Below are 25,770 nucleotides of genomic sequence, written 5' to 3' on the forward strand. Positions count from 1 at the left end.
GGGGGCGGCGCGCGCGGGGCCGGGGGCTGTGCCGGCGGGCCCCCCCCCGCCGCCGGGGCGGGTGTTGTTGTCCGCCGCCCCCGCCGGGCGGCGCAACCCCCGGGGGCCCCCCGCCATCCCGCTTCTCACCAGAAGAGCGGGTGGCGGACCGGGTGGGCGCCGATCCGGCCCGGCGGCAAAAGTCGGACGTTCCGCCAGTTGGACAGGCCCCCGGACCTCCACCGGTACAGGCGCGCCCCGACCGCTGAACGGGCGCGCGGTCAGTGGTGCCAGGCCGTGCCTCCGGTGTTGCGGACGAACCGCTGCAGGACCTTCAGCGTGGTCAGGTACTCCTCGTCCGAGATGCCCGCGTGGCGCTCGGCCCACAGCTCGCCCTGGGCGGCGGCCACCTCGTCGAAGAACGCCCGGCCCTCGGCGGTGAGTTCGAGCCGGCCCCCGGCGTACTCGGTGACCCAGCCGCGCTCGACGGTCGCGTCGATCTCGGTCTCCATGGCGTCCTGCCCGGTGTCGAGGTAGTCGCGCAGGGTGGCACAGACGTCGTCGCGGGTCCTCGGCTCCTCGGCGCGGGCGAGCTGGGCGAGCACCCACCACTGCGGCTGGGTGGTGCCGAGCTCGGCCAGCGCGCTCCGGGTCCGGCCGACGACGGCCTTGTAGGCGGCCCAACTCCAGTACCCGATCGGCTGCTTGATCAGTTCGTCGTCACTGTGCGAGTACTCCATGGCCGGTCCGCTCCTCCTCGTCGATCTCTTCGGTGCGACCGACCCTAGAAGTTGAAGTCGACTTGAGGTCAAGGGCGCGGGCGCCGCGGGGCGGGATGCGGCTCAGCCGGTGGGTGTGCCGATCCGGTCGCGTTCGAGGGCGGAGCGCAGGGTCGCGAAGGTCCGGGCGGCGGCCGTGAGCGAGGCGGCGTCGAGGGTGCCCGTGAGGAGTTCGGCCAGGGTGTCGGTGAAGGTCCGCCGGGCCTCCTCGGCCAGCCGGGCGCCGTCGGCGGTCAGGGCCAGCAGTGAGGACCGGCGGTCCGAGGGGTTCGGCCGGCGGGTGACCCATCCCTGCTTCTCCAGGCGGTCGATGCCCTTGCTGGTCGCCCCGACGCCGACGGCGAACTCGGCGGCGATGTCCGCGACCCGGCACCCGGGGTGGCGGTGCAGGTGGTCGAGGAACTCGTACTGCGAGGTGACGATCCCGTGCCGTTCGCGGAGGCGGTCGCCGAGGGCGTTGTACAGCCGGGTCTCGCACCTGACCAGGTCGGCGAACAACTCGGGGAGTCCGGCTGCGGGGCGGCCCGCGTTCAATGTATCTTCCATGGCATATAGTGTACGGGAAGCTACTTGTGGCAGGAGTGTGCCCATGAGCAGGGAACAGCGCATCCGGATCGACGGAATCCTGCGCCGGCCGGAGCCGGAAGGACCCAGGACGGTCGAGGAGATCCGGGCCGGCTTCCGGGAGCTGATGGCCCGGATGATCGTGCCCCACGGTCGTATCCGGACCGCCGACACGACCCTCGGCGGCCGGCCCGCCCTGCGCGTCGAGCCGAAGACCGGCCCCGACACGGGGGCGCAGGACGGCGCTGGGGCCGGGACGATCCTGTACTTCCACGGCGGCGGCTGGGTCTTCGGCTCGCCCGCGACCGCCCTTTCGCTGACCGGGAACCTGGTGGCCAGGACCGGCCTGGGTGCCTACTCGGTGGACTACCGGCTCGCCCCCGAGCACCCATTCCCGGCCGCGATCGAGGACACCCTGAGCGCCTATCGCGACCTGCTCGGCCGAGGTGCGGAGCCCTCCACCGTCGTCTTCGCGGGGGACTCGGCCGGCGGCGGCCTCGCCGTCACCACCTGCCTCGCCGCCCGGGACGCGGGCCTCCCGCTGCCCGCCGCCGTCCTGGCCTTCTCGCCGGGCCTCGACGCGACCAGGTCCGGCGAGAGCATGACGACGAAGGAGGGCGTCGACCCGATCTTCACCCGCGCGGCCCTCGAACACACCGGGGCCATGTACCTCGCCGGAGCCGACCCGCGCCAGCCGCTGCTCAGCCCGGCCGTCCACGCCGACCTCACCGGCTTCCCCCCGATGCTGATCCAGGTCGGCGCCAACGAGATGCTGCTGGACGACTCCGTCCGCCTGGCCGCGCGGGCGAGGACCGCGGGCGTGGACGTCATCCTGGACGTCACCGCCGATGTGCCGCACGTGTTCCAGTCGTTCGCGGGCGGCGTCCTCGACGAGGCCGACGAGGCGTTGGACCGTGCCGCCCTGTTCCTGCGTCAGCGGATCCGGGCCGGGCAGGCCGCGCGGGCGTCGGCCGCATAGGGGGTCGAGGCGCGCACGCGGATTCAGGGCTCGGTGCTCGCCCGGCGCAGCAGGTAGGCGCCGGAGCCGGCGGCGAGCACGGCCATGCAGGCGGCGAAGACCAGGCCGGCGCGGGTCAGGCCGAGCGGACCGGTGATCAGGCCGACGCCGATGACGGGGATCGAGATGCCGAAGTAGGCGACCACGAACAGCGCCGAGAGGGCGCCGCCGCGGTGCTCGGCCGGGCTCGCGTCGGCGACCTCGCCCACCGCGCCGCGCAGTCCCATGCCCTGGCCTGCGCCGCCCACCAGCGCGGCGAGCACCAGGAGCGCCAGGACGGCCCAGGCGAGCGAGCCCGCCAGCAGCGCCAGTCCGGCGATCAGCACCAGGCAGCCCAGCGGGATCGCCCGGGCGCTGCCCAGTCGGGGGACGAGCAGCTGGCCGACGGTGGAGGCGAAGAAGGCCGCGAACACGACGAGGCCGACGACCGCGCGGTTGTGGATGTCCAGGCCCTCGGCGAGGAAGGCCGGGCTGACCGAGGTGAACAGGCCCAGCAGGGAGAACCCGGCGAAGGCGGCGATCCCGGCCGGCAGGAACACCCGGCGCACCTCCGGCGGCAGTTCGGGCCGGTTGGGCCGGGCGGTGCGCAGCGGACGGGCGTCGCTGACCGTCTCCGGAAGCAGCAGGAGCAGTCCGAAGGAGACGGCGAGCAGCACCAGGTGCGCCACGTACGGCAGTTGCAGGGGGTGCGGCGCGTACTCGGAGAGCAGGCCGGACAGCAGCGGTCCGCAGCCGAGGCCGCCCATGTTCGCTGCGGTCGCGGCGAAGTCCGCGCGCCCGCCGCGCCCCGACGGGGCGAGCTCCAGCACGTACGCGGTCGCGGTGCCGGTGAACAGGCCCGCGGACAGGCCGGACAGCAGCCGGCCGAGGCAGAGCAGCAGCACGCTGTCCGCGGCCAGGAAGACCACGGCGCTGGAGGCCGCGCAGAGCAGCCCGCAGAGCAGGACGGGGCGGCGCCCGACCGTGTCGGAGACGTTCCCGACCAGTAGCAGGACGCCGATGACGGCGAAGGCGTAGACGGCGAACACGACCGTCACGGTCAGTTCGGAGAAGCCGATCTGCTCCCGGTACAGGCCGTACAGCGGGGTGGGCAGGGTGGTGCCCGCCATGCAGACGGCGAAGGCGAAGGCGGCCAGGAGGTAGCCCGTTCGGGCGAGTGCGGGCGGAGCGGTCCGATGATCGGTCACCTGGCCACGATAGGTGCGTCATCCGGTAGGGCCGAGGCGCACGGGCGGGCGCTGCGCCGACCGGACGTACGCCGGAAGGTGCGGCCGTTGTCCGCGGGTCGCCTGACGGTTCGTGAAAGTGCCTGCGCGAGCGATCATTTCCCATCCCGACCGCCTTCCGTTCACCTCAGCTGGCGGACTGCCATTCCGGTCAGCTCGCACACATCAGCCCGGCGCCCCGGAGGAGCCCCTGCCCGCCACCCTCGGACCCCGCCTCGGACACGCCCTCGCGATCGGCGCGTTGGCGCTGATCGGCTCGGCCGCCAGCCCGGCCGCCGTCACGGCCGCTTCCGCCGGATCCGCCTCGCAGGACCACCACGTCACCGTCCTGGCCGACGCCGCGCCGGAGCAGAAGGCCACGGGCGGCGGGGGCGGCGGCTGAAGCCCGAGCATCCAGTGCTGATCCTGAGCCGTACCGCGTCGCCCGCGGAGTCCGAACTCTCCGTGTGCCGAGGAGCGTTGGGCCGTAGATTGACTCCATGACCGAGGAGACTTCGAACAGCACGTCGGAGCGATCGCCCGTAGGGCGCGGTAGGCACGCGGCCCCGAAGCGGGCCGCCGCCGGCGGCGTGCTGCGGTCGTCCGCGCTGATGGCCGCCGGGACGGTGGTCTCGCGTGCCACCGGACTGGTCCGCCAGGTGCTGCAGGCCGCGGCGTTGGGCACCGGGCTACTGGCCACCACCTACAACCAGGCCAACACGGTGCCCACCAGCCTGTACTTCCTGCTGATCGGCGGCGCGCTGAACTCCGTCCTGGTCCCCCAGCTGGTCCGGGCCCGGGCGGAGGACCCCGACGGCGGGGTCGGGTTCGAACAGCGCCTGGTCACCCTGGTGCTGTGCGTCCTGGGCGTCGGCAGCGCGCTGGCCACCTGGGCCGCCCCCGCGATCATCGGCATCTACCAGCGCGACACGCCCGCCACCCATGAGGCGTTCGAGCTGACCGTGGTCTTCGCCCGCTTCCTGCTGCCGCAGATCTTCTTCTACGGCGTGTTCAGCATCTTCGGACAGGTCCTCAACGCCCGGAACCGCTTCGGGGCGCTGATGTGGATCCCGGTCCTGAACAACCTGGTGCTGATCACGATGCTCGGCCTCTACCTCGGCCTGGTGACCGTCCCCGGGAAGGTCGCGGACATCACCGACGCCCAGGTCAGGCTGCTCGGCATCGGAACCACCGTAGCCCTGGCCCTGCAGGCGTTCGCCCTGGTCCCGTACGCCCACGCCGCCGGCTTCCGGCTGCGACCGCGCTTCGACTGGCGGGGCGCCGGCCTGCGCAGGAGCGTGAGCGCGGCGCGCTGGACCCTGCTGTTCGTCCTGGCCAACCTCGTGGCCAACACCGTGGTCACCCGCCTCGCCTCCGCCGCGGACGCCGCCCTGCCCGAGGCCGGCGTCGGCTACACCGCCTACAGCTACGCCCAGCAGATCTGGATGCTCCCCCAGGCTGTCGTCACGGTCTCCCTCGTCACCGCGCTCCTGCCGCGGATGAGCCGGGCCGTGGCCGAGCACCGTCCCGACGCGCTGCGCGCCGACCTCTCCCGCGCGCTGAGGGTCAGCGGCGTCGTCATCGTCCCGGCGGCGTTCTTCTTCGCCGCCTTCGGCCCGCAGACGGCCCGACTGCTGTTCGCCCACGCAGCCGCCGACGCCGCGGCCACCGCCCCGCTCGGCCACATGCTGCAGGCCTTCGGCCTCGGGCTGATCCCGTTCTCCGCCCAGTACCTCCTGCTGCGCGGCTTCTACGCCTTCGAGGACACCCGCACACCGTTCCGCATGGCGCTGTGGATCAGTGCCACCGACATCGCGCTGGCCGTGGCCTGCTACCTGCTGCTGTCCCCCCGCTGGGCGGTCACCGGCATGGCCGCCGCCTATGCCCTCTCCTACGCCCTCGGCCTGCTGCTCACCGCCCTGCGGCTCAGGCGCCTCACCGGAGGACTGCTCGACGGCCGACGCATCTGCCGCTCCTACGCCAAGCTGACCGCGGCCGCCACCGCGGCCGCCGCCACCGGCTGGCTCATCGCCCGCACCTGTGCCCACGTGCCGGCCCCGGCCGCCTGGACACCGGCCGTCTCGCTCGCCGCCGGCGGCGTCGCGATGGCCCTGCTGTTCCTCGCCTTCGCCCGTCTGCTGCGCATCGGCGAACTCCGCAGCCTGCCGGGGCTGGGCGGCTGAACCGCTCACCCGGCGGTGCGCCCCGGCCAGGGCCCGTCGGTGGTGAGGCGGTCGAGCGGTGGACGTCGAGCCTCGCCGCCTCCCGTACCTGGACACCAGCGGCAGCGTCGCCCGGTCGTTCCTGGAGAGCGCGCCCTTCACGGAGGAGGAGAAGGCGGCCACCGGGTCCGGGCAACTGGGAGCGGCTGACCGGGCACGTCACGGCCGGCCACCGGCGTCGCCGGTCGGGCTGAGACCGCGCCGCGGGCCTTCCGCCGGCCGTAGCCGCCTTCCCGTCGCAGTGGAAGTGGCGGAAGGCGCCAAGGTCGGCTCTTGATCGTTGTTCCCGGTGAGGGCCACGCGCCGCGGCCGTGCTGGCACAGACTTTCTTCGTCGCGGCCCGGTCGGTGGCCGCGGCTTCGGCCCGGACCCAAGGACTGCCATCGTGAGCGAGCGCGTTCTCACCCCCCGTCACCGGGGCTTCCTCTTCCTCGACTCCCACCCGGTGGGCTGCGAGCGGCTGGTGGCGGACATGTGGCAGGCGTGCCCCGGCCCCGCCGAGCTCCCGGCGGGGGACGAGCCGGTGGCGCTGATCATCGGTTCCTCGGCCGGGTACGGGCTGGCGGCCACCGTCGCCGGCCTCAAGCGGGCCGGTATCCGCGGCATCGCGGTCTCCTACGAGAAGGCCCCTTCCGGGCGGCGCACCGCCACGGCCGGCTGGTACCGCACCGCGGCCACCGCCGACCTCGCCCGTACCGCCGGTCGTGACCTGGTCTTCCTCAACGGCGACGCGTTCTCCGACCCGATGAAGGAGCAGGTCGCCGAGCTCATCGAGCAGCGGTTCGGCGGCCGGCTGGACTACCTGGTCCACTCGGTGGCCGCGCCCCGACGCACCGACCCGGACACCGGTACCACGTACGCCTCCGTCCTCAAGCCGATCGGCCGGGCGAACCGCACCAGGACGCTGGTCTTCGACGACCAGGGCGTTCCCGAGGTGCGGGAGGTGGAGACCCAGCCGGCCGAGGGCGACGACATCGAGCAGACCGTGGCCGTGATGGGAGGCGCGGACTGGGAGCGCTGGATCGACCACCTGGCGGGTCGGGGCCTGCTCGCCGGGGGGTTCGCCACGGTCGCGCTGTCGTACATCGGCTCGCCGCTGACCGCAGCGATCTACCGGCAGGGCACCATCGGCGCGGCCAAGGTCCACCTGGAGGCCACCGCGCGGACGCTGGACGAGCGGCTCGGCAAGGCGGTGGGCGGGCGGGCCGTGACCTCCGTCAACGGCGCGGCCGTCACCCAGTCCTCCACCGCCGTCCCCGGGATCGCCCTGTACACGGGCCTGCTGCGCGGCGTCCTGGGCGAGGCCATGGTCCCGCCGGTGCGTCAGCTCGCCTCCCTGTGGGACCAGCTCACCGGCGCCTCCCCGCTCGTGCTGGACGACGAGGGCCGGATCCGCCTGGACGCCTGGGAACTCGCCGACGACGTCCAGGCGGCCGTCGCCGAGCGCTGGGAGGCGGCCACGACCGACACCGTCGCCGGTCTCGCCGACCTCGACTGGTTCCGCGCCGAGGTCCGGCGGCTGTACGGGTTCTCCGTGCCGGGTGTCGACTACTCCGCCGCGGTGGAGACCGACGTTCCCTGGCCCGGTCCTTGTTGATCGCGGCGGTGGCACGGAACCGCTGAGCATCCGTTCGCTCGAAGTGCGCGGCACCGGGAGCCATTCGGGCTCGATCCGGCGGGGCGGAGGCGGCCCCGGTGAGGCGCCGGAGTGCGGCGACGCGCTCGGGGAGTGAGGGGGCAGCTGAAGGCGGGGGCAGGGGGACCGGGCGGTTCCCGGCGGTGAACCGGGGGTGCTCGTCAGAGCTTCTCGGCCGCGCGGACCCGGTGGAGGTGGATGAGCAGGTCATAGCCGGCACCCAGGGCGAGGGTGGGCAGCGGGTCGCGACTGAAGGTGGTCCCGGCGTCGTACGTCGGGCGGGCCGTGTCCAGCCAGGTGCGGGCCGCAGGAGGGGCCTGGCGCAGGTCGAGGTAGTAGTCCCGGGGGCGGACCCGGTCCAGGAGGTACTCGTTCATGCCGAGGGTGGCTGGGGGCACCGTGGTGCTCTGCCAGTTGTCGGCGAACGGGTCGGTCCCGGTGAGGAAGGAGCCGCCGCCGAAGGTGAAGCCGACGGAGACGTAGCCGGCGCCGAGCGCGTCGCGCAGGTGGGAGCCCTGCGTGGTGGGGTAGAGCGCCGGATCGCTGGAGCGGTAGCCGGTGTGGCCGTTGTGCGCCGAGAGCAGGACCTTGCCGCCGAGACGGCGCTGCCACCACAGGGTGTTGTCGGCCATCGCCCGGTCGCGGAGCACCTGCGCGGCGGTGACCGAGGGGGCGTCGTCGATCCGCATGGTGGAGAAGGCGAACGTCCGGGCGATGTTCCGGGCGTGCTGGACCGCCCATTCGTACTCCGCGTCGCCGTCCTTCCCGGCGGCGGTGACCAGGTCCAGCGCCTGCTGCGCCAGGTCCGCGTTGCGCTGCCGCTCGGGCTGCGGGACCCGGGTCAGGTAGCCGATGGCGTCGTCGAACGGCCGCAGGCCGGCGTACGACTGCTCGACGCTCGACAGCGAGGCGGGTGCGGCCTTGCGCACGTAGGCGGTGACCTCGGCGAAGGTCTGCTCGCCGATGCCGGGCAAGCCGAGGTCGGTGCCCACGAAGTGGACCGGGCGCTGCGGGTGGCTGCGGTTGTAGGCGCGCATCCAGTCGATGAGATCGGCGAACTCCCTGCGCTGCCACGGCGACCCGGCCAGGGTGCGGCGGACCAGCCGGCGGGCGTCGTCGTCGCCCCCGCCCTGGACATACGCGTCGATCAGCAGGCCGGCCGACCAACTGGCCTCCAGGGCGAAGGTGGTGAAGCCCTTCTCCTCGACCAGGTAGCGGAACACCCGGTGCTTCATGGTGAAGAACTCGTGCGACCCGTGGGTGGCCTCGCCGAGGCCGACCACCCGGGCGTCGCCGATCATCGAGCCCAGGGCCCGCAGGCCGCCGGTCGGGGCGTCGGGCTCGGTGGACCGCAGGGGGTGGGCGATCCGGTCCAGTTCCTCGGTCACGGTGAAGGTTGGTGGGACCGTCCGGGGGCTGCCTGTGGCCCGCCGGCCCGTGGTGGTCGTGGCGGTGGTGGTCGTGGCGGTGGCGGCCGTGGCGGCGGCCGTCGCCGTGGTGGCCGGGGTGAGCAGGGTGGCGGTCGCGGTGACCGCGCTGCCGGCGGTGGCGAGCAGCAGGGTCCGTCGCTGGGTGGGCTTCCGCGTCACGGTCATGATGGGTGCTCCTCGACTCGTCGGTTCAACTCGTCCGGCTGAGTGGGCCGGTGAGAGAATCCTCTGCCGAGGAGGGGGTGGGGCGCGCTGGGGCGGGCCGCCAGGTTTCCCGGGGGGCTTCCCCACTCGCCCCGGGCCCCTGGGGGCACCGGGGCGGTTCCCCTAGGGACACCTGGACGGCTGGGCGGAATGCTGGTAGCGGGGGTGGGTGTCCGGGGGCGTGGTGTCCGGGGGATGGGCGTTCGAGGGGCCGGGTGTTTCCGGTGCTCCGCCTGCTCCGGGTGGTCCCGGTGTTCCGCGTCAGGAGAGCCGGTCGGCGCGGTGGGTGGGGCGGCCGTCCAGGACGGTGAGCAGGACCGGGACCCCGGCGAGTTCGGTGGCGGGAGTGAAGAGCGGGTCGGCTGCGAGGACGGTGAGGTCGGCCCGGTGCCCGACCGCGATCCGGCCCGTGAAGTGCTCCTCTCCCGCCGCGAAGGCCGCGTTGACGGTCATCGCGCGCAGCGCCTCCAGGGGGGTGAGTGCCTGGCCGGGATTGTGCGGAGGTGGGGTGAGGTCGCGGGTGGGACGGCGGTGACGGGCACCCGCCATGACGCCCAGCGGCGGGTAGGGGGCGATCGGCCAGTCGGAACCGAGGACGACGGTGGCGCCCGCGTCCCAGAGGTCGCGGCAGCGCCAGGCGCGGTCGGCGCGCTCCTCGCCCAGGCGGCGGGACCAGTTGTCGGTGTGGTCGGCGCGGGTGAAGTCGCAGCAGTGGGTGGGCTGCATGGAGGCGATCACGTCCAGCTCGGCGAAGCGGCGCACCACGTCGTCCGGGACGGTCTCGATGTGCTCGATCCGGTGGCGGACAGGGGCTGTCGTGCCGCTCCCCCCGCGGCTCCTCCCGGCGGTGGTCTCGTTGGCGGTGGTTCCGTTGGCGGTGGTTCCGTTGGCGGTGGTCCCGTTCGCGGTGGCCGTGGCGACGGAGTCCAGGGCGTGGCGGACGGCGGCGTCGCCGATCGCGTGGGTGGCGGTGGGCACTCCGGCCCGGTGCAGCTCCCCGATCACCCGGGTGTAGTGCGCCGGGGCGGGCCAGAAGGCGTGGGTGGACTCGCCGTGGCAGTCCGGGCGCTCCAGCCAGGCGGTGCCGTTGTCGATCGTGCCGTCCATGAACAGCTTGACGCCGTCCACCCGCCACAACCTCCCACTACGGCCCTGCAGTTCGACCAGCTCGCGCAGCCCGTCCCGGGATACTACTTGAACCTCGCGGCGGCGGCCGTGGCGGCGTTCTCCCTCGCCGAACAGGTCGGGATCACCCCGAACACCCCGATCAAGATCGTCATCGTGATCGCGGTCGTGGTGGTCACCCTCACCATCAGCGTCTACGGGCACGCCATGATCGTGCGGCTCTACCTGGCGATCACACTGGCCCTCGCCGCGGCCTTCGCCGTCGTCGGGTACGCGATCCTCCGGCACGCCGACTTCGACTGGAGCCAGCCGGAACCGCTCAGCGGCGGCGGGCTGTGGGCGGCTGTCCTGGCCGGCATCGCCCTGATCGCCTCCGGCTCGCTCTCGTACACCACCAGCGCCGACTTCTCCCGCTACCTGCCGGCCACCACCTCCCCGCGCGCCGTCCTCCCCCGAGCCCGCCGACCACGACGCTGGGCAGGAACCCGCCGAAGGCGGTCCAGCCGAGCGGGGCCAGCGCCGTCGACATGACCGATCCGCAGGCCGCGCTCCAGAAGATCCTGCCCGGCTGGTTCAACCCGGTGTTCCTGCTCTCCCTGGTCGTCGGCACCATCGCCGTCAACGCCCTCACCGCCTTCAGCGCCGGCCTCGCCCTCCAGGCCGTCGGCACCCGCATCCGCCGCACGCTCAGCGTGCTCGTGGACGGCACGGTCGCGGTCGCGCTGACCCTCTACGCGCTGCTGGTCTCCAACTTCCTCGACACCGTCAGCAACGTGCTCCAGCTGACCGTCGTCCTCCTCGGCCCCAGCACTGCCGTCTACGCCACCGACATCCTGCTGCGCCGCAACCACTACGACGGTCGGGCCCTCACCGACGAAGCCCCGGGCAGCCCCTTCTGGTACCGCGCCGGCATCAACCCGGCCGGCGCCCTCGCCCTGGCCGCAGGCGTGGCCACCTTCGCCCTCTGCGTCGACACCCTCTGCACCGGCCCGGTCGCCGCCCTGACGGGCGTCGACCTGGCCCTGCCGGTGGTAATCGTCGTGGCCGCCGCGGTCTACGCCCCGCTGATGCGGCGGGCGGTGGCGGTGCGCGAGAGCGCCTGACTCCGGGGGGTTGGGCCGTGGGGGGGGAGTTTGGGGGGGGGCGGTATATACGCTGGGGGGGGGGTTGGCTCTTCGTGGCGCGGGCCCCCACTCCCCCCCCCCCGCCGCGGCCGTTGGCTCCTCGGGGCGATCACCGCGCCCGCGAGGGCTCCGGTGGATCCGAGGCCGAAGACCAGCCCGATGGTTCCGGCCGAAAAGCCGAGCTCCCGTTCGGCGAACAGGACGGTCAGGCCGGAAGCGGACACGAAGGTTCGGCGCGGGCGGCCGGCTCGTCGACCCGAGCGGCCCGAGCAGCGCGGCCGAGGCCAGGAAGGACGGGGCGTCGGCCACCACGGCGACGGGCGCGGTCAGGACCTGGACGAGGGCGCCGCCCACGGCAGGGCCCGCGACGAAGGATGCGGAGCGGCCGGCGCCGAGTCTTCTGTCGGCGTCGACGTAGGAGGAGCGCGGTACGAGGGGGGCGAAGAAGGGCGGGTGGCTTTGCGCCGTCGTTGGCGCGGCGGGTCGAGGTGGCGGGCGGCAGAGGGTGCGGCTGCACGGCTTCGGCGATGCGTGTCGCTGTTCTCGGTTAGGGTGCGGACCGGCTGCGCCTGGCCATCGCAGGGCTGGCGCGAGGGGAGGGGCGTCATGATCGGCGTCATCGGTGACGGTTCGCGCGAGGCCGAGGATCAGGACGGTGAGGGCATCCAGTGGCTGGCGGACGCGGGCGGGGAAGTGGACGGCGTGGTGTTCGCGCGCGGGATCCCGCCCGAGGAACTCGCCCGCCGGATGGGCGCCGACCCGGCTGCCGCCACCGGGCCGATCAGCGGGACGGAGATCTGGGACCTGGACATCGAGGTCTACCGCCCCGGTGACGACGGCGACGGCGTGATCCGCGTTGGCGAGGCGGACGGGTGGACCTTCGCCATCGAGTACGGGGACTCGACCGGCGGCGAACTGCTCACCGAGATAGCGCGCGGGAACGTCGAGGTCGTCCACTTCCGCCCGATGCCGGAGCAGCCTCCGGCCCTGCTGGACTACGCGCGGGACGGCGCCGTGCTGTGCGGCTTCGGTCTGGGGGAGGAGCGCTGGCGCTGGGGGCAGGAGCCCGATCTGCTCGTGCCGGAGCTGGTCGCCGCGAACGTCCTTGAGGCGGACGGCGTCACCCGCTGCGCCCCCGGGGACGCACCGTACCCGGGCGTTCGGCGGACCCTCGGTGTGGTCGGGCGGCGGTTCGGGCTGCGGTTGCCCCGGGCGGTGCTGGGCGAGCTGCGGCTGCCGGCGTACGGGGTGCGCGGCCGACCGGGGCTGGAACCGCGCTGAGGCGAGCACGGACGAGATCAGGGGCGAGGGCGAAGGCGGGGTCAGGGGCAGGGGCAGGGTCGGGACGCGGAGGGCGGTCACGGTGGGACTCCTTCCCGGGCCCCACCGGCGGGGCCCCGATGACCGCCATCCTCGTTCGCCGCACACCGGCCGCACATGTGCCGATCGGGAGGTTCCGACCCCGGATCTCCCCTTCAGGGGGTGCCGATCGGCCAGGGCGATTGCGGTGGATCCAGTGCGCGGGAAGGAGCGGAGGCGACGGCTACTCCTCCCGGTCGAGTCGCGACGGCCGCCAGCGCGCCAGGTGCTCGGCGAGGACGGCGCCCGGGTCGGCCGTGGTGTCCCGCAGCGCGACCATGGCGGCGGTGATCACGTCGCACAGCTCGCCCTGCAGGTCCGCCATGGTGTGGCTGACGCCCTTGCGCGGATTGGCGCCGAGCACGCCGAGCAGGGCCTCGGCGACCTCCCCCGCCTCTTCCTGGATCTTCACCACCTGGAGGTGCAGCAGCGACAGTCCGAGCCCGGCCCGGTGGGCCGAGAGGTGGCGGTGGATGTCGTCGACCACGGCCCACTCCGGGGTCCGCCCGGCGGTCAGCCGGACCTCCAGCTGGCGCAGGTAGCCCTTGAGCGCTGGCGGCAGCTTCATCCGCTGTGCCTCGGCGAACGGGACGAGCCGCAGTTCCTGGCCCTCGCCGAGGACCAGCTCGCCCGGGTCGACGTCGACCCGGGCGTGGAAGGCCCGCCGCCGGGGGCCGCGCCGGTCGGTCTCGGCCAGCACCGGGTGGAAGGGGCGCAGGCCGGGTACGTGCAGCCCGGTCTCCTCGCGGAGTTCGCGGACGGCAGTCTGGTGCGGCGTCTCGCCCGGCTCGCGGTGTCCGCCGGGGACGACCCAGTGGGCGGGCCACCGGATGTCCGGCCGGTCGTCGCGCAGTTGCAGCAGCACCTCCTGCCGGCCGGTGGTGATGAAGACGTCCACGCTGACGAAGTCGGTGTCGGTGCCGGCGTCGGTGCTCAACGTGTCCTCCGTGTCCTCCGTGTCCACATCCACTCCGTGTCCACATCCACTCCGGGGCCGCTCCACGACGCGTCGGCGGCCCGCGCCCGACGTTCGGCGGTAGGTCTGCCACCCGGTGAGCCGGTTGAACCCTCACCCGGTCGGCCGGTGGCAGTCCGTTCGGCGCGATCCCCCCGTCCGGGGATTCCGACGGGCGTCGCCGCCCCGCGGCCCCTAGGGTCTGTGGTGCGCTCGACGGTGCCGAGCGCCGGGGCGCACGCCGCCCCGGCGCACTGGGGCGCACACCGCCCCGCCCCGCGCCGGCGCGTCCGGAAACCCAGTCCGGAAGCGCGTCCGGAAGCGCGGCGGAGGACACGTCCATCCGGAAGTCACGTCCAGCAGACCCGCCGAGCCCGAGCGGGGAGACCGACCCAGTCCGGCCAACCCGAGAGGTGGACCGCTCCATGCACACCGTTGTCCGCGGCGCCGGCGCGCTCGGCCTGGCCGCGCTGCTGCTCGCCCCCGTCTCCGGCTGCCAGGGCGGCGGCCGCTCCGTCGCCGACCCGGCGCCGACCTCCCCGGCCACCGGCGCCGACCTCTCCGGCCTGGCCAGCCAGCCGTTGGACTGGCACCCCTGCCCGGCCCCGAGCGCCGCGCAGGGCGGCGGCGCCGCGCCCGCGGGCGACTGGCAGTGCGCCACCCTCAAGGCCCCGCTGGACTACGCCAAGCCGGGCGGCAAGACCATCGACCTCGCGCTGATCCGCAGCAAGGCCACGGACGAGCAGCACCGGATCGGCTCGCTGTTCTTCAACTTCGGCGGCCCCGGCGCCTCCGGTGTGGCCACCCTGCCCGCCCTGGCCCCGGCCTACGCCTCCCTCAACACCCGCTATGACCTGGTGAGTTTCGACCCGCGCGGGGTCGGCGACAGCGCCGGGGTGAAGTGCCTGGACGATCCGGCGATGGACGCCAACGTGGCCGTCGACAGCACCCCGGACACCCCGGCCGAGGTCAAGGCCCTGGACGACAGCAACGCCCAGTTCGCCTCCTCCTGCGAGCACAACTCCGGCCCGGTACTGCCCTACGTGGACACCGAGAGCGCCGCCCGGGACCTCGACCTGATGCGGCAGGTGGTCGGTGACCGGAAGCTCTTCTACTTCGGCATCAGCTACGGCACCGAGCTCGGCGGTGTGTACGCGCACCTGTTCCCCCGGGAGGTCGGTCGAGTGGTCCTGGACTCGGTGGTCGACCCGACCAAGGACCCGCAGCAGAGCGCGCTCGGTCAGGCGCAGGGCTTCCAACTGGCCCTCGACGACTTCATGAAGGCCTGCGCGACCCAGGGCCCCACCTGCCCCACCGGCGCCGGCGGCGCCGAGGGCACGGCGAAGGTCACCGACCTGCTGCAGAAGCTCTCGCAGTCGCCGCTGCCCACCGGAAGCGGCCGCAAGCTCACCGAGAGCCTGGCCATCACCGGCATCGCCGCCGGCCTGTACAGCCAGCAGACCTGGCCCGCGCTGGCCTCCGGGCTCAGCGAGGCGATGCAGCAGGGCACCGGTGACACCCTGCTCCAGCTGGCCGACTCGCTGCTCGGCCGCGACCCGCAGGGGCACTACAACAACCTGAACGCGGCCAACCGGGCGATCAGCTGCGTGGACGCCCGGCAGCGGTACTCCGACCAGGACGTCGAGCAGCAGCTGCCGCGGTTCCGCAACGCCTCCCCGGTGTTCGGCGCCTTCACCGCCTGGGGCCTGACCGGCTGCACCGGCTGGCCCGTCCCCGGCAAGACCGACCACCCGGACGTCTCCGCCGCCGGCGCCGCCCCGATCCTGGTGGTCGGCACCACGGGGGACCCCGCCACCCCGGTGGAGGGCGCCCACGCGATGGCGCGGCAGCTGGGCGCGGGCGTCGGCGTCACCGTCACCCTGAAGGGCGAGGGCCACGGCGGCTACAACACCGGCAACCCGTGCCTGAAGAAGACCGTGGACGCCTACCTGCTGGACGGTACGGTGCCTGCCGACGGGACCACCTGCAGCTGAGAAGTGGCCCAGGGTCGATGGTGGTGATTGGCCCTGGGGAGTGGTCCAATCGCGCCCTATGATCACCGACGTGAACACGCACGCGAACGAGAACACCACCAAGGTCGACTTCTACTTCGACCCCGTCTGCCCCTTCGCCTGGATCACCTCCCGGTGGATCCTGGAGGTCGAGAAGCAGCGCGAGCTGGACCTCGACTTCCGGGTGATGAGCCTGTCCGTCCTCAACGAGGGCCGCACCGACCTGCCGGAGCGCTACCAGCGCCTGATGACCACCGGCTGGGGCCCCGTCCGGGTCTGCACCGCGGCCGCCGAGCAGCACGGCGAGCACGTGCTGCGCGACCTGTACACCGAGCTCGGCACCCGCCTGCACGACCAGGACCGGGAGGCCGACGACACCGTCATCCGCGAGGCCCTGGTGGCGGCAGGGCTGCCCGAGGAACTGGCGGAGGCGGCCGACAGCACGGCGTACGACATCGCGCTGCGCAAGAGCCACCACGAGGGCATGGACCCGGTCGGCGAGGAGGTCGGCACCCCGACCATCCATGTGGACGGCGTCGCCTTCTTCGGCCCGGTGCTGAGCGCGATCCCGCGCGGAGAGGACGCGCTGCGGGTCTTCGAGGGCGTGCGGCTGCTGGCCGGTTACCCGAAGTTCTTCGAGCTGAAGCGGACCCGGACGGGGCCGCTCGACTTCTCCTGACCCCGGCCGGGGACGCCGGCGCCGGGCCACCGGGCCGGTCGCGTCCACCCGGTGCCCGCTCGGCCTCCCGTCCTGGAGCCGGGGGGTCGACCATGGAGAGGTGGGCCCTGCGCAGGGCGCCGGCGGCGAACCCGAAAGGCGGTGAGCGTGGATGACCGTGCGAACGCGGCTGCACGCCCTCCGCCACCCCGCGACTCCGCCCGGCCCCGGCGGCGCCCCCGGAGGCGGGCCGCGCCCCGGCCCCGGCGGCACCCCGCCCAAGCCGCCCCCGCCCGCGTTGCGCCGCTGGCTTCTGCCCGTCGCGGTGCTGGTGACCCTGCTCCTCCTGGTCCTGTTCTCCAAGACCCCCCCGACCGGCCCCCGCTACGGCTACACCGAGTTCGTGAACCGGGTCGACACCGGCCAGGTGCAGACCGTGGACGTCACCGACACCGGCGGCGTCTCCGGCACCCTCAAGGACGGCACCCACTTCACCAGCCAGATCCCGACCGCCCTGGACACCTCCCAGCTCAGCCGCGCGCTCTCCGACCAGCACGTGAACGTCACCGGCAGCCGCAGCGGCGGCGGCAGTTCGATCTGGTCCACCCTGCTGCTGTTCCTGCCGCTGCTGATCTTCGGCGGGCTCTTCCTCTGGTCGGGCCGGATGGCCGCGCGCTCGCTCGGCGGCGGGCTGAGCGCGATCGGCCGCTCCCGGGCGAAGATCATCGAGGCCGAGCGGCCCGCCACCGGGTTCGCCGACGTGGCCGGGTACGAAGGAGTGAAACAGGAGGTCAGCGAGGTGGTCGACTTCCTGCGCAGCCCCGAGCGCTACGCCGCCGCCGGGGCCAAGGGGCCGCGCGGGGTGATCATGGTCGGCCCGCCGGGCACCGGCAAGACGCTGCTCGCCCGGGCCGTCGCCGGCGAGGCCTCGGTGCCGTTCCTCTCCGTGACCGGCTCCGGCTTCGTCGAGATGTTCGTCGGGGTCGGCGCCTCCCGGGTCCGCGACCTGTTCGAGGAGGCCCGCAAACGCGCTCCGTCGATCATCTTCATCGACGAGATCGACGCCGTCGGCGGCCGCCGCGCGGGCGGAACCCGGATCGGCGGCAACGACGAGCGCGAGCAGACCCTCAACCAGCTGCTCTCCGAGCTGGACGGCTTCGACCAGAGCACCGGCATCGTCGTCATCGCCGCCACCAACCGGCCGGACGCCCTCGACCCGGCGCTGCTGCGCCCCGGGCGCTTCGACCGGCAGGTCACCGTGCCGCTGCCCAACCAGGCCGAACGGGCGGCCATCCTCTCCGTCCACACCCGTGGCAAGACCCTCGCCCCCGACGCGGACCTGGACCGGATCGCCCGCGGTACCCCCGGCTTCTCCGGCGCCGACCTCGCCAACCTGGTCAATGAGGCCGCCATCAACGCCGTGCGCGCCGAACGGGCCACCATCACCGCCGCCGACCTCGACGAGGCCCGTGACCGCGTGCTGCTCGGGCGCCGGGAGTCCTCCAACGCGCTGCTGCCCGAGGAGCGGCACGCCGTCGCCGTGCACGAGTCCGGGCACGCCCTGATGGCCGCGCTGTGCGAGCATGCCGACCCGGTCGCCAAGGTGACCATCCTCCCGGCCGGGGTCGCCCTCGGCGCCACCGAGCAACTCCCCGAGGCCGAACGGCACCTGTACAGCGAGAGCTACCTGACCGACCTGCTCACCGTCCAGCTCGGCGGACGGGCCGCCGAACTGGTCGTCTTCGGCGAGGGCTCGACCGGCGCCGCCAACGACCTCGCCAACGCCACCTCGGTCGCCACCCGGATGGTCCGCGAGTTCGGCCTGTCCCCGGACCTCGGACCGGTCGGCTACTCCAGCGGCTCCCCCCAGTACCTCGGCGACCACCCCGACGACCTGCTGCGCCGCCCCTATTCCGAGCAGACCCAGCGGGCGGTGGACGAGGCGGTGGCCGCCCTGCTGCGCGGCGCCGAGCGCCGGGCCGTCGGACTGCTGCACGAACACCGGCACCACCTGGACGAGTTGGCGGCTCTGCTGGTCTCCCAGGAGACCGTGGACGGCCGCGTGGTGCTCGACATCCTCGGGCACCCGGCCCCGGGGGCGGGCCGGACCCTGGGCGCGGAGCCGGACGCCTCTCCGGTCGTCGGTCCGGACGCGGAGCCGGACCCGGGTGCGGCGGCCTGAGGGCCGCTGAGGCCCGGGTGCGGCGGCCCGGGCCCTGCGGACCCAGGGCCCGCCGACGGCCCGGCCGCGGCCCGGGTGGATGATGTCGTGGTACCGACTTGAAGGAGCCGACCATGACCGAGACCCTGCCCGCGGACGTCCAGCGCGAGATCGCCCTGGCCCTCGGGGTGGTGCCCGTCACCGACCCCGCGAAGGAGGCCGAGCGCCGGGTGGCCTTCCTCGCCGACCAGCTGCGGGCCTCCGGCGCGCGCACCCTGGTGCTGGGCATCAGCGGCGGGGTGGACTCCACCACCACCGGGCGGCTCTGCCAGCTCGCCGTCGAGCGGCTGCGCGCCGAGGGGTACCAGGCGGCCTTCACGGCGATGCGACTGCCGTACGGCGTCCAGGCGGACGAGGCGGACGCCCAGCGCGCGCTCGACTTCATCCGGGCCGACGAGGTGCTCACGGTCGACATCAAGCCCGCCACCGACGCGGCCTTCGACGCCCTGCTGACGGCCGGCGTCACCTTCCGTGACCACGCCCACGAGGACTTCGTGCGCGGCAACGTCAAGGCCCGCCAGCGGATGGTCGTCCAGTACGCGGCCGCGGGCGCCGCCGGCGGCCTGGTCGTCGGCACCGACCACGCCGCCGAGGCGGCCGTCGGCTTCTTCACCAAGTTCGGTGACGGCGCGGCCGACGTGATGCCGCTCTCCGGACTGACGAAGCGTCAGGTGCGGTCGGTGGCGGCGCACCTGGGGGCTCCCGAGGAGCTGGTCGGCAAGGTTCCCACGGCCGACCTGGAGAACCTCGCCCCCGGCAAGCCCGACGAGGACGCGCTCGGCGTCGAGTACGACGCCCTCGACGACTTCCTGGAGGGCCGAGAGGTCAGCGAGCAGGTCTTCGACACCGTCCTCGGCCACTACCGCCGCACCGAGCACAAGCGCGGCCTGCCCATCGTCCCGGGCCAGGCGTGACGGACCCGACCGGCCGGCGGCCTCTCGGCCCGCTTCCCCACGGGGAGCGTCGAGTTGGTCGCCGGTGGGGGCTGGGAGCCCGGTGAGGCCACCCCGAGGCGAGCCGGGCGCGCTCAGCGGGCGGCCAGCGCGAGGAACAGCCCCAGTGGCAGCAGCGCGGGCGAGGCCAGTGCGCTGAGCATCGCGCACCGCCAGCGCCGGTGCGGCGTGGACCACTGTCCGGCGATCGCGACACCGAACAGGGCGGCGAAGAGGACGGCCCCGACCAGGATGCCGGTCCGCTCCACCGCCGCCCGGTGCTCCGCCGGGGTCTGCTCGCCCGCCCAGCGCCAGGTCCGGGTCAGCAGGACGACGTCGAGCGCGACCGTCAGGCCGCCGAAGACGGCGGCGCCGGTCGCGTCGCCGCTCTCCGTACCCAGGCCCCTGATCGCCGGGTCCGTCACCGACAACGACCCGCCCCCTTGATCGTCCGCGCGTTCGGATCGCTAGCGTACCGAGTGAACGGTTAGACGTCGAAGGGGGAAGCGGCATGGATGAAGTGACGGTGCGTCCGGTGGCCCGGGTGGTCGGGGGGCGCGAGGAGGTGCGCGACGACGGCTGGGGGAGCGTCGCGGCGGCGGGCACACCGGTGCTGGACGTCAAGCCGTACCTGGCCGAGTTCGGGCCGCGCGGCGAGGTCCGCCGGCCCGCGTGGTCGACCGAGCTGGTGCACGCCTACTACGAGGGCGGGGTCGAGCGGTGACGCGCGAGCGGCTCGCGGTGGTGTCCGGTGGAGGCACCGGGATCGGACGGGCGATCGCGGCGCGGCTGGCCGGGGACGGCTACCGGGTCGCGGTCCTCGGGCGACGGGCGGCGGTGCTGGAGGAGGCCCGGACGCAGATCGAGCGGGACGCCGGGCCGGGGACGGTCGTTCCGGTCGCGGGGGACCTGGCCGATCCGGCGGCGGTCGAGCAGGTGGCCGCCCGGGTCGGTGAACTCGGGCCGGTGGACGTGCTGGTGAACAACGCGGGCGCCATCATCACCCCGCCCGAGGACGGCAGCCTGGCCGCGCTGGCCGCCTCCTGGCGGCGGGACCTGGACACCAACCTGCTCACCGCCGTGCTGCTGACCACCGCGCTCCAGGGAGCGCTGCGCCGCCCGGGCGGCCGACTGGTGGTGATCAGTTCGGCGGCCGCCCAGCGCGGTGGCGCCGGGCCGCACTCGGCGGGTTCGTACGCGGCCGCGAAGGCGGCCCTGCACGGCTGGGCGTTCGGCCTGGCAAGGCAGTTGGGGCCGGACGGGATCACCGTGAACGTGCTGGCACCCGGCTACGTGGTGGACACGGAGATCTTCGGGGTCGACCGGAACGAGGAGTTCCACGCCCGGAAGGTCGCCGACACCCTGGTCGGCCGGGCCGGCACCCCCGCGGACGTGGCCGCGGCGGTGGCCTACATCGCTTCCCCGGCGGCCGGCTACCTCACCGGGCAGGTGATCGGCCTGAACGGCGGTGCGGTACTGGGCAGATGAGTCGTTCACCGGTCGTCCACCAGCCGTGCCCACGGTGAGCGCAAGCACATGAGCAGACCGCACCGGGCCCGAACACGGGAGTCTCCGCTGTCCAGGATCATCACCACCGCCCTGCCCGCACACGGGCACGTCAGCCCGCTGCTGGCGATCTCCGCCGACCTCGCCGCCCGCGGCCACGAGGTGGTCTTCCTCGGCGGTTCGCGCTTCGCGGACGCCTCCGAGCGGGCGGGGGTGCGCTTCGCCGCGCTGCCCGCCGAGGCCGACTGGGACGACCGCGACCTCGACGCGTCCTTCCCGGGGCGGGCGGACCTGCCGCCCGGGCCGGCGCGGATCGCCTTCGACGTGCAGCACGTCTTCCTCGACCCGGTCCCGTACCAGTACCGGGCGCTGCTGGCGCTGTTGGAGGGGTTCCCCGCCGACACGGTGATCGCCGACGCCTTCGTCCAGGGCGCGCTTCCGCTGGCACTGAGCCGGCCGCGGGCGGAGCGCCCGGCGCTGGTCGGGGTCGGGATCAGCCCGTCGATGCTGCCGAGCGTGGACACCGCGCCGTTCGGGCTCGGGGTGCCGCCGCTGCCCGGCGAGGAGGGCCGGGCCCGGTTGCGGGAGCTGCGGGAGGAGGCGGACCGGCGCGGTGAGCCGTTGCGGCGGTACGCGGAGAAGGTGTTCGCGGAGGTGGGCGTCCGGCTGCCGGAGGGGCCGCGCGGGCGGGCCCAGGTGGCGGTGCCGGACGTGTTCCTGCAGCTGACCGTGCCGGGCTTCGAGTACCCGCGCAGCGACGCGCCCGCCTCGTACCGGCTGATCGGCGCGCTGCCCGGGAGCGTCGACGAGGACCGGCCGCTGCCAGAGTGGTGGGGCGAGGTCGTCGACGGCGGGCGCCCGGTCGTGGTGGTGACCCAGGGGACGCTGGCCAACGACGACCTGGGAGAGCTGGTGGTGCCGACGGTCAGCGCCCTGGCCGGGCGGGACGTGCTGGTGGTGGCCGCCACCGCCCGGCCGGACGGCCCGCGGGCGCTGGCCGGGCTGCTCGGCGGGAGCCTGCCGGACAACGTCCGCGCCGCCGGGTACGTCCCGTTCGGCCGGTTGCTGCCGCACACCGACGTACTGGTGAGCAACGGCGGTTACGGCGGGGTGCAGACCGCGCTGCGGTACGGGGTGCCGTTGGTGGTGGCCGGGGCGAGCGAGGACAAGCCCGAGGTCGCGGCCAGGGTGCAGTGGGCCGGCGCGGGACTGGACCTGCGCACCGGCCGCCCGGCCCCGGAGGCGGTCGGCCGGGCGGTCGACCAGCTGCTGGGCGAGGGCCGGTTCCGCGAGCGGGCCCGCGCGCTGGGCGCGGAGTTCGCGGAGTACCGGCCGTTCGACACCATCGCCGAGCTGGTCGAGTCGCTGGGGCGCCGCGGCGGCTGACGGGGCGCCGAGACGCCTGACCGGGCGCGCGGCGCGGACCGGGAGGGTTCACCGGGCGGGGAGGGTCAGTCCCCGTCGGCGTCCGCCTCCGCGGTGGGCGCGGCGGTGGCGCCCTTGCTGATGCCGAGCTTCACCTCGGCCGTCGTCCAGTCGGTGGCGATCGCCTGCTGGGCGGCGGCCAGGGTGACCTGCCCCTTGCAGATCGCGGTGTGCAGGTGGGTCTCCACCGAGTCCTTGGGGTTGTTCGGGCCCTTGCCCGGGACGTGGCCGGGGGACGGCGGCTGGATCCACAGGTTGCGCGGGTCGTTGGGGTCGCCGCCGAGCTGCAGGCTGATCAGGTGGTCGTACTCGGCGTCGCCCATCGGGCCGGCGTAGCCGTAGGACTTGGCGTTCTCGGCCTTCTCCTTGCCGGTGATGTTCGCCGGCGGGCGGATGGTCGAGGTGTAGCCGCCCGGCTTGCAGATGGTGTCGTTGATGTTGCCCTGGTTGACGGCCGGGCTGATCGCGCCCGGGGTGCAGTCGGGGTCGGGCAGCGGCTGCTTGTCCGCCGTGTAGCGGTAGTGGCAGCTGCCCGCCGCGGGCTGGGGCTGGGCGTCGTAGGAGCTCTTCGGGCCGGGCCCGGTGACGATCTTGGCCGGGGCGGGCCGGGCGGCGTCGCCCGTGGCGGCCGGTGCGGTGCCGTGGGCACCGTCCTTGGCGTGCGAGCCGTCCTTGGCGGTGTGGCCGCCGCCGGACGAGCAGCCTGCGGCGGCTGCGGCGAGCAGGACGGCCGCGGCTATGGCGAGGGCGCCTCGGGCGGGAGCCGGCACGGAGTTCCTCCAGGTCGTTGCGGTGGTACGGGCGGTCGGCGGGGGTGCCGGAGGCCGCGTCAGCGGACACTACCGTGTCGAGGGGGCCGAACGGGTGACGCCACGTCCGGCGCGGGAGGACTGTCGCGGGCTCGCGGAATCGTTTCCGCATCCCTGACGCCGCGACGGGTTCGCCACCGCCCGGCGCGACCGACTCCCGATCTGTCCGAGCCGTGAAGGGATCGTGTTCGGGTGGGGTTCGAACGATCTGCCTCCGGCCAGCTTCTGAGCCCGCTGCTTCTGAGCCCGCCGCCTCTGAGCCCGCCGGTGCCGGGGGGTCCGCCTCCGTCGGCACCGCCCGGGCTACCGCGCCGCGTTCCGGTCCGCGATCCAGTCCGTGATCAGATCGTCCAGCACGTCCAGCGGCAGGCTGCCGTGCCCGATCAGCTCGTGGTGGAACTCCCGGACGTCGAAGCGCCCGCCGAGCGCGGCCCGGGCCCGCTCGCGGTGCCGGACGATCTCCCGACGGCCGATCAGGTAGGCGGTGGCCTGGCCCGGCCAGGCGATGTAGCGGTCGATCTCGTTGCGGACGTTGGCCTCCTGGGTCGCGGTGTTCTCCCGCAGGTAGGCCATCGCCCGCTCCCGGGACCAGCCGTAGTGGTGCATCCCGGTGTCCACCACCAGGCGCACCGCCCGCAGCGCGTCCATCGAGAGCATGCCGAAGCGGGACAGCTCCGAGCCGTACAGGCCCATCTCGTCCGCCAGCCGCTCGGTGTACAGGCCCCAGCCCTCGACGTGCGCGGTCAGCGCGGCGGTCGCCCGCTGCCGGAACCGCGGCAGGTGGTGCAGGGTCCGGGCGACCGCGATCTGGAGGTGGTGGCCCGGCACGCCCTCGTGGAAGGCGATCGCCTCGTACTCGTAGGTGAACCGGCTCTGCGGGTTCAGCGTGTTGATCCAGTGGGTGCCGGGCAGGCCGCCCGGGCCCGGCGGCTGGTAGTAGGCCAGCGGCGCGGTCTCCGCCTCCAGCGGGTCGATCTCCCTGGTCACGCAGTCGGCGATCGGGTACGGGCGGAACCAGTCGGCCGAGGCGCTGCGCGCGCGGTCCAGGGCACCGTCCACCAGCGCGACGATCTCGGCCGCGCTGCCGAAGCGCAGCGACCGGTCCTCGCGCAGCGCGGTCAGCACGGCGTCGGTGCCGTTGATGCCGAGCACCTCGGCGCCCAGCTCGGCGAGCTCCTCGCGCAGCGCCGCCACCGCCTCCAGGCCGATCCGGTGCACCTCCTCCGGAGCCAGTCCGGGGCGGGTGAAGCGGCCGACGGCGTCCGCGTAGCCCTCGGCGCCGCCCGGCACGTGGCAGACCCCGGCCTCGGTGTCGGGACGGGCGGTCGGCGCCAGCCGCTGCGCCAGCCCGGCCCGGTAGCGGGCCACCGCCGGCCGGACGCCCTCGCGCACGATCGCCCCGGCCCGCTCGTACTCCGGGCGGCCCTGGAGCGGGCGCAGCAGCTGGTCGGCGGTCGGGTCGGCGGCCAGGTAGCCGTCCAGCTGGGTCACGGCCGCGTCCACTCCGCTGCGCAGCGGCAGCCGGCCCTCGGCGGCGGCGTCCAGGCTGCGCTGCAGGACGGCGTCGAAGTAGCCGGGCAGTCCGGCCAGCCGCTCCAGGTAGGCGTCGGCGCCCTCCTGGTCGACAGCGGTCATGGCGAAGGTGGCGAAGACCGTGTTGTGCGGGGCCACGACGGTCGCGGAGACGCTGGAGTCGTCCAGTCCGTGGGCGATCCGGCCGCTGTTGTTCTCGATCAGCCGGGCGAGCACCCGGTGGGTGAGGCGGTCCTCGCCGACCAGCCCGTCCAGCGGGATCGCCGCCAGGCGCGCGCCGAAGGCCCGGAGCACCTCGCGGTGGCGCAGCGCGGCCGCGCGCGACGGGTCGGGCACCTCGTGGGCGTGGCCCTCGATGCCGCCGAGGGTGGCCTCGAAGGGGTCGTGGGCGTTCTCGGCCGCGAAGAACTCCTCGGCGAGGGCGGCGAGTTCGTCCTGGGCGGAGGTCGCGGTCGGGCCGTCACCCGGCTGGTCGGTCATCGGGTGATTATTCGGAGTCCGCGGCGGCGCGGTCAATAGGCGGCGGGCGGAGGAGGTTCCTCCCGCCCGCCGTGAACGCGCCGCCGCCTGAGCGGAATTCAGGATCCGGGCTGCGGACCCGGGCCCCGGGCTCCGAATGCCGGGGGGAGCTCAGTGCCCCTGGGACTCCTTGGCGGCCTTCTCCGCGGCCTCCTTCTCGTGCTTCGCCTTGATCCGGGCCTCCTCCTTGCGGACGTCGACCTGGTTGGCGCGCTCGTGCTGGAGCCACAGCGGGTTCTCGGCCTTGATCGCGTCGATCTCGGCGGTGGTGAGCGCCTCGGTCACGCCGCCGCGGGCCAGGCCCGAGATGGAGACGCCGAGCTTCGCGGCGACCACCGGGCGCGGGTGCGGGCCGTTCTTGCGCAGCTCCTGGAGCCACTGCGGCGGCGCGGCCTGCAGCGCGTTGAGCTCCTCGCGGGAGACCACGCCCTCCTGGAAGTCGGTCGGCGCCGCGGCGAGGTAGATCCCCAGCTTCTTGGCCGCCGTGGCCGGCTTCATGGTCTGGCTGGTCTTCTGCTTGAGCGATGTCATGGTGACAAGGGTAAGGGAGTGCGC

21 protein-coding genes and 2 pseudogenes are annotated in these 25,770 nt (G+C 74.1%); 13 read left to right on the plus strand and 10 right to left on the minus strand.

Annotated elements, in window-relative coordinates:
• Positions 1-260: 260 nt before the first annotated feature.
• Positions 261-719 (minus strand): MarR family winged helix-turn-helix transcriptional regulator, encoded by a 459-nt coding sequence (locus ACFV1W_RS35705; protein ID WP_380421428.1) that lies wholly within the window; start codon positions 717-719, stop codon positions 261-263.
• A 102-nt stretch (positions 720-821) separates the two neighbouring features.
• Complete coding sequence (locus tag ACFV1W_RS35710; protein WP_380421429.1) at positions 822-1,304, minus strand: MarR family winged helix-turn-helix transcriptional regulator; 483 nt, start codon at positions 1,302-1,304, stop codon at positions 822-824.
• Positions 1,305-1,347: 43 nt separating this feature from the next.
• Here ACFV1W_RS35710 and ACFV1W_RS35715 point away from each other — a divergent pair, with 43 nt between their 5' ends.
• Positions 1,348-2,301, plus strand: a complete 954-nt coding sequence (locus ACFV1W_RS35715; RefSeq protein ID WP_380421430.1) for an alpha/beta hydrolase — start codon at positions 1,348-1,350, stop codon at positions 2,299-2,301.
• Positions 2,302-2,324: 23 nt separating this feature from the next.
• On the opposite strand, the gene ACFV1W_RS35720 is transcribed toward ACFV1W_RS35715, so the two are convergent.
• On the minus strand, positions 2,325-3,527 hold the full coding sequence (locus ACFV1W_RS35720) for an MFS transporter (RefSeq protein ID WP_380421431.1): 1,203 nt from the start codon (positions 3,525-3,527) through the stop codon (positions 2,325-2,327).
• Between the two features lie 280 nt (positions 3,528-3,807).
• On the opposite strand from ACFV1W_RS35720, the gene ACFV1W_RS35725 reads away from it, so the two are divergent.
• The 3 genes from ACFV1W_RS35725 to fabV all read left to right on the plus strand — a co-directional run bounded on the left by ACFV1W_RS35725 (position 3,808) and on the right by fabV (position 7,364).
• Entirely contained in the window at positions 3,808-3,948 is a 141-nt protein-coding gene (locus ACFV1W_RS35725; RefSeq protein WP_380421432.1) for a hypothetical protein, read from the plus strand.
• 97 nt (positions 3,949-4,045) lie between these two features.
• On the plus strand, positions 4,046-5,728 hold the full coding sequence (gene murJ, locus ACFV1W_RS35730; protein ID WP_380421433.1) for a murein biosynthesis integral membrane protein MurJ: 1,683 nt from the start codon (positions 4,046-4,048) through the stop codon (positions 5,726-5,728).
• A gap of 424 nt (positions 5,729-6,152) precedes the next feature.
• Positions 6,153-7,364 (plus strand): enoyl-[acyl-carrier-protein] reductase FabV, encoded by a 1,212-nt coding sequence (gene fabV / locus ACFV1W_RS35735; protein ID WP_380421434.1) that lies wholly within the window; start codon positions 6,153-6,155, stop codon positions 7,362-7,364.
• Between the two features lie 200 nt (positions 7,365-7,564).
• Here the strand turns inward: fabV and ACFV1W_RS35740 are convergent, their stop codons facing one another.
• Positions 7,565-8,998, minus strand: a complete 1,434-nt coding sequence (locus tag ACFV1W_RS35740) for an erythromycin esterase family protein (RefSeq protein WP_380421435.1) — start codon at positions 8,996-8,998, stop codon at positions 7,565-7,567.
• 300 nt (positions 8,999-9,298) lie between these two features.
• Positions 9,299-10,219: pseudogene (locus ACFV1W_RS35745) on the minus strand (amidohydrolase); the annotation flags it as partial.
• Positions 10,220-10,225: 6 nt separating this feature from the next.
• On the opposite strand from ACFV1W_RS35745, the pseudogene ACFV1W_RS35750 reads away from it, so the two are divergent.
• Together ACFV1W_RS35750 and ACFV1W_RS35755 are read left to right on the plus strand one after the other, a co-directional pair.
• Positions 10,226-11,265 (plus strand): annotated as a pseudogene (locus ACFV1W_RS35750) (cytosine permease); the annotation flags it as partial.
• Positions 11,266-11,892: 627 nt separating this feature from the next.
• The gene (locus tag ACFV1W_RS35755) at positions 11,893-12,567 is read left to right on the plus strand and encodes a DUF6461 domain-containing protein (protein ID WP_380421436.1); all 675 of its coding nucleotides are present in this window, start codon (positions 11,893-11,895) and stop codon (positions 12,565-12,567) included.
• 262 nt (positions 12,568-12,829) lie between these two features.
• On the opposite strand, the gene ACFV1W_RS35760 is transcribed toward ACFV1W_RS35755, so the two are convergent.
• Entirely contained in the window at positions 12,830-13,582 is a 753-nt protein-coding gene (locus ACFV1W_RS35760) for an NUDIX domain-containing protein (protein WP_380421437.1), read from the minus strand.
• 443 nt (positions 13,583-14,025) lie between these two features.
• Here ACFV1W_RS35760 and ACFV1W_RS35765 point away from each other — a divergent pair, with 443 nt between their 5' ends.
• The 4 genes from ACFV1W_RS35765 to nadE all read left to right on the plus strand — a co-directional run bounded on the left by ACFV1W_RS35765 (position 14,026) and on the right by nadE (position 19,405).
• Positions 14,026-15,594, plus strand: coding sequence for an alpha/beta hydrolase (locus ACFV1W_RS35765; protein WP_380421438.1), 1,569 nt, complete (start codon positions 14,026-14,028; stop codon positions 15,592-15,594).
• Positions 15,595-15,652: 58 nt separating this feature from the next.
• Positions 15,653-16,291, plus strand: coding sequence for a disulfide bond formation protein DsbA (locus tag ACFV1W_RS35770; protein ID WP_380421439.1), 639 nt, complete (start codon positions 15,653-15,655; stop codon positions 16,289-16,291).
• A gap of 151 nt (positions 16,292-16,442) precedes the next feature.
• Complete coding sequence (gene ftsH / locus ACFV1W_RS35775; protein ID WP_380421440.1) at positions 16,443-18,452, plus strand: ATP-dependent zinc metalloprotease FtsH; 2,010 nt, start codon at positions 16,443-16,445, stop codon at positions 18,450-18,452.
• Positions 18,453-18,565: 113 nt separating this feature from the next.
• Complete coding sequence (gene nadE / locus ACFV1W_RS35780) at positions 18,566-19,405, plus strand: ammonia-dependent NAD(+) synthetase (protein ID WP_380421441.1); 840 nt, start codon at positions 18,566-18,568, stop codon at positions 19,403-19,405.
• 113 nt (positions 19,406-19,518) lie between these two features.
• On the opposite strand, the gene ACFV1W_RS35785 is transcribed toward nadE, so the two are convergent.
• Positions 19,519-19,854, minus strand: coding sequence for a hypothetical protein (locus ACFV1W_RS35785; protein WP_380421442.1), 336 nt, complete (start codon positions 19,852-19,854; stop codon positions 19,519-19,521).
• An 80-nt stretch (positions 19,855-19,934) separates the two neighbouring features.
• Here ACFV1W_RS35785 and ACFV1W_RS35790 point away from each other — a divergent pair, with 80 nt between their 5' ends.
• The 3 genes from ACFV1W_RS35790 to ACFV1W_RS35800 are packed head-to-tail and all read left to right on the plus strand — an operon-like array spanning position 19,935 to position 22,315.
• Positions 19,935-20,147 carry a hypothetical protein gene (locus ACFV1W_RS35790; RefSeq protein WP_380421443.1) on the plus strand — a complete coding sequence of 71 codons (213 nt, stop codon included), beginning with the start codon at positions 19,935-19,937 and terminating at the stop codon, positions 20,145-20,147.
• Positions 20,144-20,911, plus strand: a complete 768-nt coding sequence (locus ACFV1W_RS35795) for an SDR family NAD(P)-dependent oxidoreductase (protein WP_380421444.1) — start codon at positions 20,144-20,146, stop codon at positions 20,909-20,911. The genes ACFV1W_RS35790 and ACFV1W_RS35795 overlap by 4 nt, the downstream gene beginning before the upstream one ends.
• A 48-nt stretch (positions 20,912-20,959) precedes the next feature.
• The gene (locus ACFV1W_RS35800; protein ID WP_380421445.1) at positions 20,960-22,315 is read left to right on the plus strand and encodes a glycosyltransferase; all 1,356 of its coding nucleotides are present in this window, start codon (positions 20,960-20,962) and stop codon (positions 22,313-22,315) included.
• Between the two features lie 65 nt (positions 22,316-22,380).
• Here the strand turns inward: ACFV1W_RS35800 and ACFV1W_RS35805 are convergent, their stop codons facing one another.
• The 3 genes from ACFV1W_RS35805 to ACFV1W_RS35815 all read right to left on the minus strand — a co-directional run.
• Positions 22,381-23,124 carry a hypothetical protein gene (locus ACFV1W_RS35805; protein WP_380421446.1) on the minus strand — a complete coding sequence of 248 codons (744 nt, stop codon included), beginning with the start codon at positions 23,122-23,124 and terminating at the stop codon, positions 22,381-22,383.
• A gap of 342 nt (positions 23,125-23,466) precedes the next feature.
• Entirely contained in the window at positions 23,467-25,176 is a 1,710-nt protein-coding gene (locus tag ACFV1W_RS35810) for a DUF885 domain-containing protein (protein WP_380421447.1), read from the minus strand.
• Positions 25,177-25,326: 150 nt separating this feature from the next.
• Positions 25,327-25,770, minus strand: a 444-nt coding sequence (locus tag ACFV1W_RS35815) for a DUF5997 family protein (protein WP_380421448.1), incomplete at its 5' end; no start/stop codon positions are given.

The organism is Kitasatospora sp. NPDC059648, assembly GCF_042734825.1.
GTDB lineage: Bacteria > Actinomycetota > Actinomycetes > Streptomycetales > Streptomycetaceae > Kitasatospora.